This window comes from Streptomyces sp. iso_384 (genome assembly GCF_056172905.1).
Genome location: NZ_JBWBTT010000001.1, coordinates 221,486 through 235,463 on the forward strand (window position 1 = coordinate 221,486; position 13,978 = coordinate 235,463).

13 protein-coding genes are annotated in these 13,978 nt (G+C 70.3%); 11 read left to right on the plus strand and 2 right to left on the minus strand.

Annotated elements, in window-relative coordinates; all coding sequences use genetic code 11:
• Window positions 1-374: 374 nt before the first annotated feature.
• From purS to purM, 9 genes are all read left to right on the plus strand, one after another.
• Entirely contained in the window at window positions 375-626 is a 252-nt protein-coding gene (gene purS, locus AC0VY3_RS00945) for a phosphoribosylformylglycinamidine synthase subunit PurS (protein WP_030076812.1), read from the plus strand.
• Window positions 623-1,303 (plus strand): phosphoribosylformylglycinamidine synthase subunit PurQ, encoded by a 681-nt coding sequence (purQ, locus tag AC0VY3_RS00950; protein ID WP_097868702.1) that lies wholly within the window; start codon window positions 623-625, stop codon window positions 1,301-1,303. The genes purS and purQ overlap by 4 nt, the downstream gene beginning before the upstream one ends.
• Window positions 1,300-3,549: a phosphoribosylformylglycinamidine synthase subunit PurL gene (gene purL / locus AC0VY3_RS00955; RefSeq protein ID WP_103508875.1), complete on the plus strand. Its 2,250-nt coding sequence runs from the start codon at window positions 1,300-1,302 to the stop codon at window positions 3,547-3,549. Before purQ ends, purL begins: the two co-directional genes overlap by 4 nt.
• A 126-nt stretch (window positions 3,550-3,675) precedes the next feature.
• Entirely contained in the window at window positions 3,676-4,182 is a 507-nt protein-coding gene (locus tag AC0VY3_RS00960; RefSeq protein WP_103508876.1) for an ArsR/SmtB family transcription factor, read from the plus strand.
• Between the two features lie 38 nt (window positions 4,183-4,220).
• A complete protein-coding gene (locus AC0VY3_RS00965) occupies window positions 4,221-5,069 on the plus strand; it encodes a M23 family metallopeptidase (protein ID WP_103508877.1) in 849 nt (282 codons plus the stop codon).
• Window positions 5,070-5,106: 37 nt separating this feature from the next.
• Window positions 5,107-5,904 (plus strand): maleylpyruvate isomerase family mycothiol-dependent enzyme, encoded by a 798-nt coding sequence (locus tag AC0VY3_RS00970; protein ID WP_475548680.1) that lies wholly within the window; start codon window positions 5,107-5,109, stop codon window positions 5,902-5,904.
• A 96-nt stretch (window positions 5,905-6,000) separates the two neighbouring features.
• Window positions 6,001-6,855 carry an META domain-containing protein gene (locus tag AC0VY3_RS00975; RefSeq protein WP_103508879.1) on the plus strand — a complete coding sequence of 285 codons (855 nt, stop codon included), beginning with the start codon at window positions 6,001-6,003 and terminating at the stop codon, window positions 6,853-6,855.
• A 331-nt stretch (window positions 6,856-7,186) separates the two neighbouring features.
• A complete protein-coding gene (gene purF, locus AC0VY3_RS00980; RefSeq protein ID WP_030806758.1) occupies window positions 7,187-8,713 on the plus strand; it encodes an amidophosphoribosyltransferase in 1,527 nt (508 codons plus the stop codon).
• A gap of 60 nt (window positions 8,714-8,773) precedes the next feature.
• Window positions 8,774-9,847, plus strand: a complete 1,074-nt coding sequence (gene purM / locus AC0VY3_RS00985) for a phosphoribosylformylglycinamidine cyclo-ligase (RefSeq protein ID WP_030633463.1) — start codon at window positions 8,774-8,776, stop codon at window positions 9,845-9,847.
• A gap of 142 nt (window positions 9,848-9,989) precedes the next feature.
• On the opposite strand, the gene AC0VY3_RS00990 is transcribed toward purM, so the two are convergent.
• Both AC0VY3_RS00990 and AC0VY3_RS00995 read right to left on the minus strand, forming a co-directional pair.
• The gene (locus tag AC0VY3_RS00990) at window positions 9,990-10,247 is read right to left on the minus strand and encodes a DUF3073 domain-containing protein (protein ID WP_007447468.1); all 258 of its coding nucleotides are present in this window, start codon (window positions 10,245-10,247) and stop codon (window positions 9,990-9,992) included.
• Window positions 10,248-10,529: 282 nt separating this feature from the next.
• Window positions 10,530-11,621: a Leu/Phe/Val dehydrogenase gene (locus AC0VY3_RS00995; RefSeq protein ID WP_103508880.1), complete on the minus strand. Its 1,092-nt coding sequence runs from the start codon at window positions 11,619-11,621 to the stop codon at window positions 10,530-10,532.
• 254 nt (window positions 11,622-11,875) lie between these two features.
• Here AC0VY3_RS00995 and AC0VY3_RS01000 point away from each other — a divergent pair, with 254 nt between their 5' ends.
• A complete protein-coding gene (locus AC0VY3_RS01000; RefSeq protein ID WP_475548681.1) occupies window positions 11,876-12,721 on the plus strand; it encodes a DUF8083 family protein in 846 nt (281 codons plus the stop codon).
• A gap of 636 nt (window positions 12,722-13,357) precedes the next feature.
• The gene (gene bldC, locus AC0VY3_RS01005) at window positions 13,358-13,564 is read left to right on the plus strand and encodes a developmental transcriptional regulator BldC (protein ID WP_003949541.1); all 207 of its coding nucleotides are present in this window, start codon (window positions 13,358-13,360) and stop codon (window positions 13,562-13,564) included.
• Window positions 13,565-13,978: the final 414 nt, after the last annotated feature.

Consider the following 13,978-nt stretch of genomic DNA (forward strand, 5'->3'; position numbering starts at 1 on the left):
GATGCCGGCCTTCCGGCTGTCAGGCGGGCGGATGCGGATCGACGAGATGTCGATGTTCCGTTGTCCCCGGGGCAATGGTGCTTTCCCCGGTAATCATTTGTACAGCGGTGGACACCGCATTGTGAAGCCCAGCCAATTACATCCGCGTGTCCGTGTGCAATCCGTGTGCAATCCGGGTGGGTTTTTCCCAGACCTTTTCCGTGCGGTGTCGCGTCCGATATCTCGGCGTGATCTGCGCGAGGTGCTCGCCGTGTCCGTCCCGCCCGATATCTACCCGCGTAGAAATTTTGGCCAGGTACGCTGAGTGGACCCGCGGGGGTCTGGGGAACCCCCCGGAGAGACAGCCGCACCACACCACCACACCGGGAGTGCCAGTGGCACGCGTCGTAGTCGACGTCATGCTCAAGCCCGAGATCCTCGACCCGCAGGGACAGGCGGTGCAGCGTGCACTGCCCCGTCTCGGCTTCGAGGGAATCGCGGACGTTCGTCAGGGAAAGCGTTTCGAGCTGGAGGTCGAGGGGCCGGTCGACGAGGCCGCCCTCGCCCGTATTAACGAGATGGCCGAGACGTTCCTCGCCAACACCGTCATCGAGGACTTCGTCGTGAAGGTGGAGGAGGAGAAGTGACCACCCGTATCGGCGTCGTCACTTTTCCCGGCACCCTCGACGATCAGGACGCCCTGCGCGCCGTCCGGATCGCGGGCGCCGAGCCCGTATCCCTGTGGCACCGCGACAAGGACCTGCACCAGGTCGACGCGGTCGTCCTGGCCGGTGGTTTCTCCTACGGCGACTACCTCCGGGCCGGAGCCATCTCCCGCTTCTCGCCGGTCATGGAAACCCTCATCGAGCAGGCGAAGGCCGGTATGCCGGTCCTCGGCATCTGCAACGGCTTCCAGATCCTGACCGAGGCGCACCTGCTGCCCGGCGCGATGCTGCGCAACAACCACCTCCACTTCATCTGCCGCGACCAGAAGCTGCGGGTGGAGAACGCGGAGACCGCCTGGACCTCGGACTACAGCGGCGGCCAGGAGATCAGCGTCCCGCTCAAGAACATGGACGGCCGGTACACCGCCGACGAGCGCACGCTCGACGAGCTGGAGGCCGAGGGCCGCGTCGCCTTCCGCTACCTGGACGGCAACCCCAACGGCTCGCTCCGCGACATCGCGGGCATCACCAACGCCGCGGGCAACATCGTCGGCCTGATGCCGCACCCGGAGCACGCCGTGGAGCCGCTGATCGGCACCGGCCGCACCGACGGCCTCGGTTTCTTCACCTCGATCATCAAGAAGCTGGTCAACGCATGAGCCTGGATACGGTCAAGCACGCGGCCGAGACCCCGGACGCCGCGCAGCCCTGGAAGGAGCTCGGCCTCAAGGAGGACGAGTACGCCCGGATCCGCGAGATCCTGGGCCGCCGTCCCACCGGCGCCGAGCTCGCCATGTACTCGGTGATGTGGTCCGAGCACTGCTCGTACAAGAGCAGCAAGGTCCACCTCAAGCAGTTCGGCGAGAAGGTCCCCGCCAACGACGCGATGCTCGTCGGCATCGGCGAGAACGCCGGCGTCGTCGACGTCGGTCAGGGGTACGCGGTCACCTTCAAGGTCGAGTCGCACAACCACCCCTCGTACATCGAGCCCTACCAGGGCGCGGCCACCGGCATCGGCGGCATCGTCCGCGACATCCTCGCGATGGGCGCCCGCCCGATCGCGGTCGTCGACCCGCTGCGCTTCGGTGCGGCCGACCACCCCGACACCAAGCGCGTCCTGCCGGGCGTCGTCGCGGGCATCGGCGGCTACGGCAACTGCCTGGGTCTGCCCAACATCGGCGGCGAGGTCGTCTTCGACGCCTGCTACCAGGGCAACCCGCTGGTCAACGCCGGCTGCATCGGCGTGATGAAGCACGAGGACATCCACCTCGCCCAGGCGTCAGGACCCGGCAACAAGGTCATCCTGTACGGCGCCCGCACCGGCGGCGACGGCATCGGCGGCGTCTCCGTGCTGGCGAGCGAGACCTTCGAGTCCACCGGCCCGGCCAAGCGCCCCGCCGTCCAGGTCGGCGACCCGTTCCAGGAGAAGCTCCTGATCGAGTGCACCCTGGAGATCTTCAAGGAGAAGCTCGTCGCGGGCATCCAGGACCTCGGCGGCGCCGGGCTCTCCTGCGCCACCAGCGAGCTGGCCTCCGCAGGTTCCGGCGGCATGCGCGTCGAGCTGGACACCGTGCCGCTGCGCGACTCCTCCCTCTCGCCCGAGGAAATCCTCATGAGCGAGTCGCAGGAGCGCATGTGCGCGATCGTCGAGCCGCAGCACGTGGACCGCTTCCTGGAGATCTGCGAGAAGTGGGACGTCATCGCCACCGTCATCGGTGAGGTGACCGAGGGCTCCCAGCTGGAGATCTTCTGGCACGGCGAGCAGATCGTGGACGTGCCGCCGCGCTCGGTCGCCCACGAGGGCCCGACCTACCACCGCCCGTTCGCCCGCCCGTCCTGGCAGGACGCGCTCCAGGCGGACGACGCCGGCCGGCTCGCCCGCCCGGCGAACGCTGCCGAGCTGCGTGAGCAGGTCCTCAAGCTGGTCGCATCTCCGAACCAGGCCTCCAAGGCGTGGATCACCGACCAGTACGACCGCTTCGTGCAGGGCAACACCGTCCTCGCGATGCCCGAGGACGCGGGCATGGTCCGCATCGACGCCGAGTCGAACCTCGGCGTGGCGATGGCGACCGACGGCAACGGCCGGTACGCCAAGCTCGACCCGTACACCGGCGCGCAGCTCGCGCTGGCGGAGTCGTACCGCAACGTCGCCGCCTCCGGCGCCAAGCCGCTGGCCATCTCGGACTGCCTCAACTTCGGTTCGCCCGAGGACCCGGACGTCATGTGGCAGTTCGCCGAGGCCACTCGCGGTCTCGCGGACGGCTGCCTGGAGCTGGGCACCCCGGTCACCGGCGGCAATGTCTCGCTCTACAACCAGACCGGTGAGACGGCGATCCACCCGACGCCGGTCGTGGCCGTGCTCGGCGTGATCGACGACGTCAACCGGCGTACGCCGGTCGCCTTCGCGGAAGAGGGCCAGCTCCTCTACCTGCTGGGCGACACGGCTGAGGAGTTCGGCGGCTCGGCCTGGTCCGAGGTCGTCCACAACCACCTCGGCGGCCTGCCGCCCAAGGTGGACCTCGGCCGCGAGAAGCTGCTCGCGGAGATCCTCATCTCGGCCTCGCGCGACGGCATGATCGACGCCGCGCACGACCTGAGCGACGGCGGTCTGATCCAGGCCGTCACCGAGTCCTGCCTGCGCGGCGGGAAGGGCGCCCGGCTGGTCGTGCCGGACGGCCTGGACGCGTTCACGTTCCTCTTCTCGGAGTCGGCGGGACGCGCGGTCGTCTCGATCCCGCGCAGCGAGGAGCTCCGCTTCACCGACATGTGCGGGGCGCGCGGTCTGCCCGTCGCCCGGATCGGTGTCGTGGACGGCGAGGAGATCGAGCTCCAGGGCGAGTTCTCCGTCCCGCTGAGCGAGCTCCGTACGGCACACGAGGCGACGATCCCCGCGCTGCTCGCCTGAGCCGCGCGCCGACCGGCGCCTCCGAAGCCCCTGCCCGGGTCCTCCGGGCGGGGGCTTCGGTCTTCCCCCCGTCCCCCTGACGAACATCCCTTGTCAGAGATTACGTAATTACGTAAGGTTGGTGTCATGGAGCTGGAGCAGCGGGTCGCCGAGCTGGAGAGGCGGCTCACGGCGCTGGAGCGACGGGACCCCGAGTCCCCCCGCCTGGGCGACGGCGACTTCTGGGCGCTGGAAGGGCTGAAACAGCAGCTCGCCGACGCCGGGGAGGCCGGGGCCGACGGAGGGGTGCTCTACACGGGCTCGGTCCGGCTGCCCACCGGTGAGCAGTACGGATGGCAGTACGGCGCCTTCACCGAGGCCCTGTTCGACGGCGACTGGGCGGACACGGCCGAGTCGTTCGCCGCGCTGGGCCACCCGGTGCGGCTGCGCCTGCTCCGCGAGATCCTCGGCGGCCTGAGGACGACCGCCGAACTGGCCGCGCTCGACGAGTTGGGCACCACCGGCCAGATCTACCACCACCTGCGCCAGCTGACCGGCGCGGGATGGCTGCACGCGGCCGGGCGAGGCAGGTACGAGGTGCCGCCCGCCCGGGTCGTACCCCTGCTGGTGGTACTGACGGCGGCGCGGCCCTGACCCGGACGACGAGAAGACACGAAAGCCATGGGGGAGACATGTCTGTTCGCAAAGCCGTTCCGATCGCCATGCGGGTTTCCTGGCTGGTCCTGTTCGCGCTGATGATCAGCGAGTTCGTCACGGATCTGCCCGGACCGCGATGGGCGACCACCTTCCTGCCCGCGATGGTCACTCTCGCTTTCACGGTGGCGACGACGGCCCTGCAGGCCCGGGCCGCCGCGCCCCGGGGCGAGCCGAGGCCCCCGGTCGAGGTCGACCCGCCGGTGACCGGGCGCTGGTCCGCCCTGAACAGCCCGGCGGACAAGGTGCCGAGCCACGGGACTCACGCATACGGGCAGACGTACGCGATCGACATCGTGGCCGACCCGGAGACGGGGGAGGGCGAGGCCCCGGCCCGGCCGGCGTTCCGCTGGATCTGGCCGCTCCTCCGCCGCAACCGGGACTTCCCGGCCTTCGGCGTCCCGTTGCTCGCGGTGGCCGACGCCACGGTCGTGAAGGCGAGCGACGGCCAGCGCGACCACCTGAGCCGCAACTCGCTGCTGGGTCTCGTCTACCTGCTCATCGAGGGCACCATCCGCTCGTTCGCCGGCGCCCACCGGATCATCGGCAACCACGTGATCCTCGACCTCGGCGACGGCACCTACGCCGCCTACGCCCACGCCCAGCGCGGCTCGCTCCAGGTGAAGCCCGGGGACCGGGTCCGCGCCGGACAGCGGCTCGGGCGCGTGGGGAACTCCGGCAACACCACCGAACCGCACCTCCACTTCCACCTGATGGACGGCCCGGACCCGGACTCGGCCCGGGGCATCCCGTTCACCTGGCGGGGCGTCGGAGTCCCGGCGAACGGCGAGACGTTCACGGTCGAGGAGCAGGCCGCCCCGGCCTGACCGGGCGATGTCGGTGGGGCCGGTTAGTCTCGGCCCCATGCCACCGGCCAAGAAGCGCCCGCGCGCCTACGACCACCTCAGGACCCGGACGGCGGTCCTCGCCCAGTACGCCCATGTCCGCGACGCCGTCCGCTCGTTGACACCCGACCAGCTCGCCCGGCCGACCCGGCTCGGCGACTGGGCGGTGCGTGATCTGGTCGCGCACATCGCGCAGGGGCTCGGCTCGGTCAGCCGGGACCTGGCCCTGCCGGAGCCGCCGGGACCCAAGCCCGCGACCACCCTGCTGGAGTGGCCGCCGGCCGTCGCGGCGGTCGTCAGGGACCCCGAGGCCCCGGCCCCGGCGGCCGCCCACCCCGACCTCCTCGCGCTGTACGAGCAGGTGGAGGCGGCCTTCCTCGCGGACGTCCCCGCCTCAGGCACGGGCGACCGGCTGCTGCCCACCCGGGTCGGCACCATGCGGCTGACCGACTGTCTGGTCACCCGGACCGTCGAGCTGATCGTCCACACCGACGACCTGAACGAGGCGCTGGGCGCGGAGATCCCGTACGACCGGCAGGCCCTGGCCGCCTGCACCCGGCTGCTGGCGGACACCCTCGCGGACCGGGCGCCGGGCGGTTCGGTCGAGGTGCGCGTCCCGCCGTTCGCGGTGGTCCAGTGCATCGGCGGGCCCAAGCACACCCGGGGCACCCCGCCCCATGTCGTGGAGACCGGACCGCTCACCTGGACCCGGCTCGCCACCGGGCGTACGGAGTGGGCGCGGGCCCTGGCGGAAGCCGAGGTCAGCGCCAGTGGAGAGCGGGCCGACCTGGCCGCGCTGCTCCCGCTGCTGCGCTGAGCCGGCCCGCGCGCGGCGAGGGCGGGTGATCCGGCCCCGTACGCCCCGAAGCGGAGCGGGCGGAACCGGATCGGGGCCCCGTTCCGTCACATCGCCATGCGCACACAACGTACGACCCTCAGCGTCAGTGTCCTGGCCCTCCTCGCTCTCGCCGCCTGCGGTACGGAGTCGGGTCCCGGCTCCGCCAAGGGCTCCGGCGACGGCGGGGACGCCGTGCAGAGCGATGTCCCGGTCACCGGGGTGGCGTGGCGCGTCGACTCCGTGACCGTCGGCGGGAAGAAGACCGAGGCCCCGGAGGGCTCCCGGCTGGAGATCGACCCGAAGGGCCGGGCCAAGGCCCACTTCGGCTGCAACCACATCAGCGTGGACGCCCGGGTGGAGGGCGACCGGATCACCCTGGGCAAGCCCGTCACCACGCAGATGGCGTGCGAGGAGGACATCGAGAAGTTCGAGAAGGCCGCCATCGACGCGATGGGCGGCGAGCACACCGCGAAGCTCTCCGGCGACAGGCTGACCCTCACCACCGAAGGCGGCGACACGATGACCCTCAGCGAGGAGAAGCCCGCCGACCTGGTCGGCACCCGGTGGACGGTGACCACGCTGCTCAGCGGGCAGACGGCCACCACGGTGCCGGCGGATCTGCCGAAGGAGCGGACGCCGCATCTGACCTTCTCCGAGGACGGCGCCGTGCAGGGCCACTCCGGCTGCAACTCCTTCCGCGGGAAGGCGACGGTCAAGGACGGCACGATCACGTTCGGGCCGGTGGCCGGCACCCGCAAGATGTGCCCGGAGCAGGAGATGGAGGTGGAGCGGGCGGTGCTCGCGGCCCTGAAGGGCTCGACGGCCTACACGATCGTGGGCAGCGAGCTCACCCTCACCGCGGAGGGCGGCAAGGGGATCGGTGCCACGGCCGCGTCTCCCGGGGCCGAGAACAGCTCCCAGCACGGCTGAACCCGGCTCCCCGGTGTGAGGCTCACCACGAAACGGGCGTTCGGCCGGCGGCCGGGCCGGGCATGGGGCGCGCTCACCGAGCGCCACGGCCGCCCGTCCACCGCCGATGATCCCTACCGGTCGGTAACCGGTCTCTCGGCCCGAAAGTGAGCCCCGCGTTCCCTCGGCGGAGGTCGCGCCACCGACGCGGCCGTCACGCAGTGTCACCGGCCGAAGTCCCGCGAATCGCCCGCTCCGGGCGGCCGGTGGGCCCGTTCCCCGCGCTCCACCGCGCGTTTGCCCATCGGTCCCCAATTCGGACCAGTGGTCGATCTCGCCTACACTCGGTGCCGTGCCCCGTGGTGATGGACGACTCAACCACGACCTGCTCCCCGGAGAGAAAGGCCCCCAGGACGCTTGCGGCGTCTTCGGTGTCTGGGCTCCGGGTGAAGAGGTCGCCAAGCTCACCTATTTCGGACTGTATGCCCTGCAGCACCGCGGACAGGAATCCGCGGGCATCGCAGTGAGCAACGGGTCCCAGATCCTGGTCTTCAAGGACATGGGACTGGTCTCGCAGGTCTTCGACGAAACGTCTCTGGGTTCCCTCCAGGGCCATATCGCGGTCGGTCATGCCCGCTACTCCACCACCGGCGCCTCGGTGTGGGAGAACGCGCAGCCGACGTTCCGTGCCACCGCGCACGGCTCGATCGCCCTCGGCCACAACGGGAACCTGGTCAACACCGCCCAGCTCGCGGAGATGGTCGCCGACCTCCCGCGCAAGGACGGCCGCGCCACCCAGGTCGCCGCGACCAACGACACCGACCTGGTGACCGCGCTGCTCGCCGGGCAGCGCGACGAGGACGACAAGCCGCTGACCATCGAGGAAGCCGCCGCCAAGGTGCTCCCCGACGTCAAGGGCGCGTTCTCGCTGGTCTTCATGGACGAGCACACGCTCTACGCCGCCCGTGACCCGCAGGGCATCCGCCCGCTGGTCCTCGGCCGTCTGGAGCGCGGCTGGGTCGTCGCCTCGGAGTCCGCCGCGCTCGACATCTGCGGCGCCAGCTACGTCCGCGAGATCGAGCCGGGCGAGCTCGTCGCCATCGACGAGAACGGTCTGCGCACCTCGCGATTCGCAGAAGCGAAGCCTAAGGGCTGTGTCTTCGAGTACGTCTACCTGGCCCGCCCGGACACTGACATCGCCGGCCGGAACGTCTACCTCTCCCGGGTGGAAATGGGCCGAAAGCTGGCCGCCGAGGCCCCCGTCGAGGCGGATCTCGTCATAGCGACGCCGGAATCCGGCACCCCCGCCGCGATCGGGTACGCGGAGGCCAGCGGCATCCCGTTCGGCGCCGGACTGGTGAAGAACGCCTACGTCGGCCGGACCTTCATCCAGCCCTCGCAGACCATCCGCCAGCTCGGCATCCGGCTCAAGCTGAATCCGCTGAAGGAAGTCATCAAGGGCAAACGCCTGGTGGTCGTCGACGACTCGATCGTCCGCGGCAACACCCAGCGCGCCCTGGTCCGGATGCTCCGCGAGGCCGGAGCGGCCGAGATCCACATCCGGATCTCCTCGCCGCCGGTGAAGTGGCCCTGCTTCTTCGGGATCGACTTCGCGACCCGCGCCGAGCTGATCGCCAACGGCATGACCGTCGACGAGATCTGCACCTCCATGGGTGCCGACTCGCTCTCGTACATCTCGATCGACGCGATGATCGAGGCGACGACGATCGACAAGCCGAATCTCTGCCGCGCCTGCTTCGACGGTGAGTACCCCATGGACCTCCCGGACCCGGAGCTGCTCGGCAAGCAGCTGCTGGAGACCGAGCTGGCGGCGGGCCCGGCGGCGACCGCCGCGGCCGACGCGCTGCGCCGTCCGTGACCCGGACGCGCCGCCGCATCCCCCACCAGCCCCGTATCTCCACACGAAAGATCCCAGGCCATGTCTGAGACAACAGGTGCTTCCTACGCGGCGGCCGGCGTCGACATCGAAGCCGGTGACCGTGCCGTCGAGCTGATGAAGGAGTGGGTGAAGAAGACCCAGCGCCCCGAGGTCGCCGGCCTCGGCGGGCTCGGCGGCTTCGCCGGTCTCTTCGACGCCTCGGCGCTCAAGCGCTACGAGCGTCCGCTCCTCGCCTCCGCCACCGACGGTGTGGGCACCAAGGTGGACCTGGCGCGTCAGATGGGCGTGTACGACACCATCGGCCACGACCTCGTCGGCATGGTCGTGGACGACCTCGTCGTCTGCGGCGCCGAGCCGCTGTTCATGACCGACTACATCTGCGTCGGCAAGGTGCACCCCGAGCGTGTCGCGGCCATCGTGAAGGGCATCGCCGAAGGCTGTGTCCTGGCCGGCTGCGCCCTGGTCGGCGGCGAGACCGCCGAGCACCCGGGTCTCCTCGGCCCGGACGACTTCGACGTCGCCGGAGCCGGTACGGGCGTGGTCGAGGCCGACCGCCTGCTGGGCCCGGACCGTATCCGCAAGGGTGACGCGGTCATCGCCATGGCGTCCTCCGGTCTTCACTCCAACGGGTACTCGCTCGTCCGCCACGTGGTCTTCGACCGGGCCGGCTGGACGCTGGACCGCGAGGTCGAGGAGTTCGGCCGCACGCTGGGCGAGGAGCTCCTGGAGCCCACCCGGATCTACTCCCTGGACTGCCTGGCCCTCACCCGGACGACCGAGGTGCACGGCTTCAGCCACGTCACCGGCGGTGGCCTGGCGAACAACCTGGCCCGGGTCGTCCCGGACGGTCTGCACGCCACCGTGGACCGCTCCACCTGGACGCCCGGCGCGGTCTTCGACCTGGTGGGCAAGGCGGGTCAGGTCGAGCAGCTGGAGCTGGAGAAGACGCTGAACATGGGCGTCGGCATGATCGCGATCGTCCCGGCCGACTCGGTGGACGCGGCACTGACGACGCTGGCCGACCGCGGGGTCGACTCCTGGGTCGCCGGTGAGATCACCGACCGCGGCGACCACGCCACGGGCGCCGAGCTGACCGGAAGCTACGCACGCTGAGCCGTACACCGTGGTGCGCCGGGCCGACCGCCCGGCGCACCGGGTACGGAACGGGCATCGGGCCGCACCGGGCACGGCCGGATCGGGACACACAGAACCCGGCCCGGGGCAGGCCCGGACCGGGTTGATGTGTCAGGCGAGGTCAAGCGCCGCGGCGCTGCGACGATGGACCGGACTGATCGTCCTGATCCTCGTCATCGTCCTGGTTGTAGCGATCCGCGTACTGTGCGTACGGGTCATCTTCCTCGTCGTCGTCCTCGAACGGCTCTGCGTTCGGTGGCTGACTCGAAGGCGATGCGCCCAGCTCATTGGCCAGACGCGACAGGTCAGTCCCGCCGCTGCTGTACTTCAGCTGGCGGGCGACCTTGGTCTGCTTGGCCTTTGCCCGGCCGCGCCCCATGGCTCGACCCCCTCGGTGACGGGGCTCGACGGCCCCAGAGTCTTGACACGCGTTCATGTTTCGGGACGGACTCTCGACAGAGAGGCCGCGCCCGTAGAGCTTTAACGGTACCTGCTTCCGTGGCCATACGGTACGCCGCCCGCATTCCGGTCCCCGGCACAGGGCCAGTGAGGAGCCCCGTCCTCGCTGGTCAACTGCGATTTTAACCTCTTGTGGAGGTACGACCCGCCGACGGGCGTGAGTCTTGTCTCGTCGGCCGGCGGGTCGTCGGGCGCCGCCCGGTCAGTGGGAGCGCGCCTCCGCCATCCGCTGTTCGGCGAGCCGGTCGGCCGCAGCGGCCGGCGGAATCCCGTCCGCCTTCGCACGTGCGAATATTTCCAGCGTGGTGTCGAAGATCTTCGTCGCCTTCGCCTTGCACCGGTCGAAGTCGAACCCGTGCAGCTCGTCGGCCACCTGGATCACGCCACCGGCGTTGACCACGTAGTCGGGTGCGTAGAGAACCGACCGGTCGGCCAGGTCCTTCTCCACGCCCGGGTGCGCGAGCTGGTTGTTGGCGGCGCCGCACACCACCTTCGCGGTGAGGGCGGGGACGGTGTCGTCGTTCAGCGCGCCGCCGAGCGCGCACGGCGCGTAGACGTCCAGGCCCTCGGTACGGATCAGCGCGTCGGTGTCCGCCGCCACGGTGACCTCGGGGTGCAGGTCGGTGATCGCGCGCAGCGACTCCTCGCGGACATCGGTGATCACGACCTCGGCCCCGTCGGAGAGCAGATGCTCGACGAGGTGGCGGCCGACCTTGCCGACGCCGGCCACGCCGACCTTGCGGCCGCGCAGCGTCGGGTCGCCCCACAGGTGCTGGGCCGAGGCCCGCATGCCCTGGAAGACGCCGAACGCGGTGAGCACCGAGGAGTCGCCCGCGCCGCCGTTCTCGGGGGAGCGGCCGGTGGTCCAGCGGCACTCGCGGGCGACGACGTCCATGTCGGCGACATAGGTGCCGACGTCGCAGGCGGTGACGTAGCGGCCGCCGAGCGAGGCGACGAACCGGCCGTAGGCGAGGAGGAGTTCCTCGCTCTTGATCTTCTCCGGGTCGCCGATGATGACGGCCTTGCCGCCACCGTGGTCGAGGCCCGCGAGGGCGTTCTTGTACGACATCCCGCGCGACAGGTTCAGCGCGTCGGCGACGGCGTCGGCCTCGGAGGCGTACGGGTAGAAGCGGGTACCGCCGAGGGCCGGGCCCAGGGCGGTGGAGTGGAGGGCGATGACGGCCTTGAGGCCGCTGGCACGGTCCTGGCAGATCACGACTTGCTCGTGGCCCCCCTGATCCGAGTGGAACAGGGTCTGCAGTACGTCAACGTGCCCGCTAGTCACATCGGTCACTGTGGTGACTCCCAAAGAACGAAGCGGCGGAGGCCCTCCTAGGGGTGGGGAGGGCCCCGGACCGACCGGCACGGCCGGTCCGATGGGCAAGAGCGTAAGTCCTCCGGCGGCGCGGATCTGCCCCTGCGCGAAGGATCACCCCATGGGGCCTCTCGTTCGGATCAGGTCGGGCTCGCGGGGTCCGGCACGCGCCCTGTTCCGACCTGATCCGAACGAGAGGCCCGGGGGCGTGGAGCCGTGACACGATGCGCTGCATGTCGGTGGTGTCTTCGGTGCTCGTCCCTTACACGTCCTACCTCCGGATCTACGAGCCGCTCGCCGCATTCGCCGAGCCCGAGCGGAGCCACTGGGCGCGCTACGCGCAGCGCGAGGAGCTCCCCACGGCCCAGGACGAACTGCGCCGCTCGCTGGCCGACTTGGCGTCGACGCCGCCGGTCGGGGTGCCCGTGCACGAGAGCGGCGACGCGTTCGTGGCGGAGCTGGACGGGGTGGTGTGCGTCTGCCCGTGGCGGACCAGGCTGCGGGGCTGGCTGGCGCTGGAGGAGCTGGGGGGCATGTTTCCGGCCAATGTGCTCGACGCCCTGCTGCCCGCGGTGGTGCGCGGCCAGGCGACGGCGGACCACGAGCGCTGGCAGCGGCTCCACCCGGACGCCCGGCCCTGGATCCGGACCACGGTGTGGCAGGTCCCGGTGCGCTGGTTCGTCCTCTTCCACGACGAGGAGCGGGAGTACGCGGCGGCGGACGAGGACGGGACCGCGCCGGTCCTGCGCTACCGCACCCCGATGGTCGAGGCCCGGCGCCGGCTGGCGCGGGCGCTGCGGACCCTGCGCGAGAGCGTTCCCGAAGGCCCGCTGACCGAGGGCCTGGTGGACGTGGGGCGCTGGCTGGAGGAGTTCCATCCGCGCTCGCTGGTCGAGCTGGACTACGGAGGCCTCGTTCACGCGCTGCCGGCGGAACGGCTCGCCGGGGACCGGTCGGCGGCGGATGTGGCGGAGGGGCTCACCGCGCTGCGGGACGGCGACAGCGAGGGTGCGGGGGAGGCCTACGCGCGGCTCGCGGAGCGCTGGCGGGCGGTCAGGGACCTCCAGTTCACCAATTGACGTGAAAAGGCCCACAGTGGCATCAAGGTGATGGAACCGGGGCATCCTTCATTCGGAGCCGGAAGGAGGAGGAAGCCGGGCCGCCTCGGCGGAGGGCGGCGAAGGGGGCTCGAGGATCAGTTGACGGGCCGTGAACCTGCGTCCTGTGGGGCGCGTGTGATGTGTGAGGCGGAAGCGTACGCCGCTGGGCCCGGGACCTACGTCCCGAACCGGGCCTTTGCCTCAAGCGTGATGGACAGCACTAACGGGGCCCTTGCGCCTATCCCTACCCCTCATGCCAAAATAGGACAAGGAGTCCGGGGAGGGCTCCTTCTGTCCAAGTAAGGGCAGAATGCTCGACATTGCACTCTATGGGGGGTCTGACGACTCCTGATCGCTCTGTGACTGATCGTCACTGGGGCGTGACTGTCCGCTATGGCATGGTCCATCGGCTTCCGTCGCTGATGAACACCTGGGAGGGCAATTCCATCGGTTTGGCCGACGCGGCTGGACGGATGGTGTAGTTGTAGTGCCGAGGACAAGCCGTTCGTCCTATAACCGACTCGGCCCGCGTCCACCATTTCGGGCAACGCGGGTCAAGGTGCAGAATTTAGAGGAAAGAACCGAGAAGGTTCGGTTCTCCCGAGGAGGCCGCTCATGACCGCTCGCACCCCTGATGCCGAGCCGCTGCTGACCCCGGCTGAGGTTGCCACGATGTTCCGCGTGGACCCGAAGACGGTCACCCGTTGGGCCAAGGCTGGCAAGCTCACGTCCATCCGCACGCTCGGTGGACATCGCCGGTACCGCGAGGCAGAGGTCCGCGCACTGCTTGCGGGTATTCCGCAGCAGCGCAGCGAGGCCTGACACACCCCTGCCACGCAGCAGCACAGCAGTACAGCACCACCGCAGTACAGCAGCACAGCATCACCAACCGGGCAGCTGCCAGGTCCCCCAACCTCAGCCGTCCACCCATAGCTCCACTCGACGGACGCCTGCCCCAACGGGCGTCATACCTGTGTCCTACGGGTGTCGTCGTATCGATCGCGCTGGACTCCGCCGGGTCCAGCGCGATCTTTTTTGTGCCTGGGCTCCGCGCCCCGGGTTCCGCGCCCCGGGTTCCGCGCCGTCGGACGGGCCTCTTCGGGCCTTCTCGGGCCGTTGCCGGTCTCCCCGGCGGCCGTTGCCAGAACCGGGCGGTCGGTCGGCTTCAGGGGGCCGGCGGGGGCCTTCGTGGGTCTGTGAGCGGGTCTGTGAGGGAGTGTGGGTGAGCGTCCCGGA

Coding starts and splice junctions, on each gene's coding strand:
- purL (WP_103508875.1), top strand. CDS start 1,300: ATGAGCCTGGATACGGTCAAGCACGCGGCCGAGACCCCGGACGCCGCG.
- AC0VY3_RS00960 (WP_103508876.1), top strand. CDS start 3,676: ATGGAGCTGGAGCAGCGGGTCGCCGAGCTGGAGAGGCGGCTCACGGCG.
- AC0VY3_RS00965 (WP_103508877.1), top strand. CDS start 4,221: ATGTCTGTTCGCAAAGCCGTTCCGATCGCCATGCGGGTTTCCTGGCTG.
- AC0VY3_RS00970 (WP_475548680.1), top strand. CDS start 5,107: ATGCCACCGGCCAAGAAGCGCCCGCGCGCCTACGACCACCTCAGGACC.
- AC0VY3_RS00975 (WP_103508879.1), top strand. CDS start 6,001: ATGCGCACACAACGTACGACCCTCAGCGTCAGTGTCCTGGCCCTCCTC.
- purM (WP_030633463.1), top strand. CDS start 8,774: ATGTCTGAGACAACAGGTGCTTCCTACGCGGCGGCCGGCGTCGACATC.
- AC0VY3_RS00990 (WP_007447468.1), bottom strand. CDS start 10,247: ATGGGGCGCGGCCGGGCAAAGGCCAAGCAGACCAAGGTCGCCCGCCAG.
- AC0VY3_RS01000 (WP_475548681.1), top strand. CDS start 11,876: ATGTCGGTGGTGTCTTCGGTGCTCGTCCCTTACACGTCCTACCTCCGG.
- bldC (WP_003949541.1), top strand. CDS start 13,358: ATGACCGCTCGCACCCCTGATGCCGAGCCGCTGCTGACCCCGGCTGAG.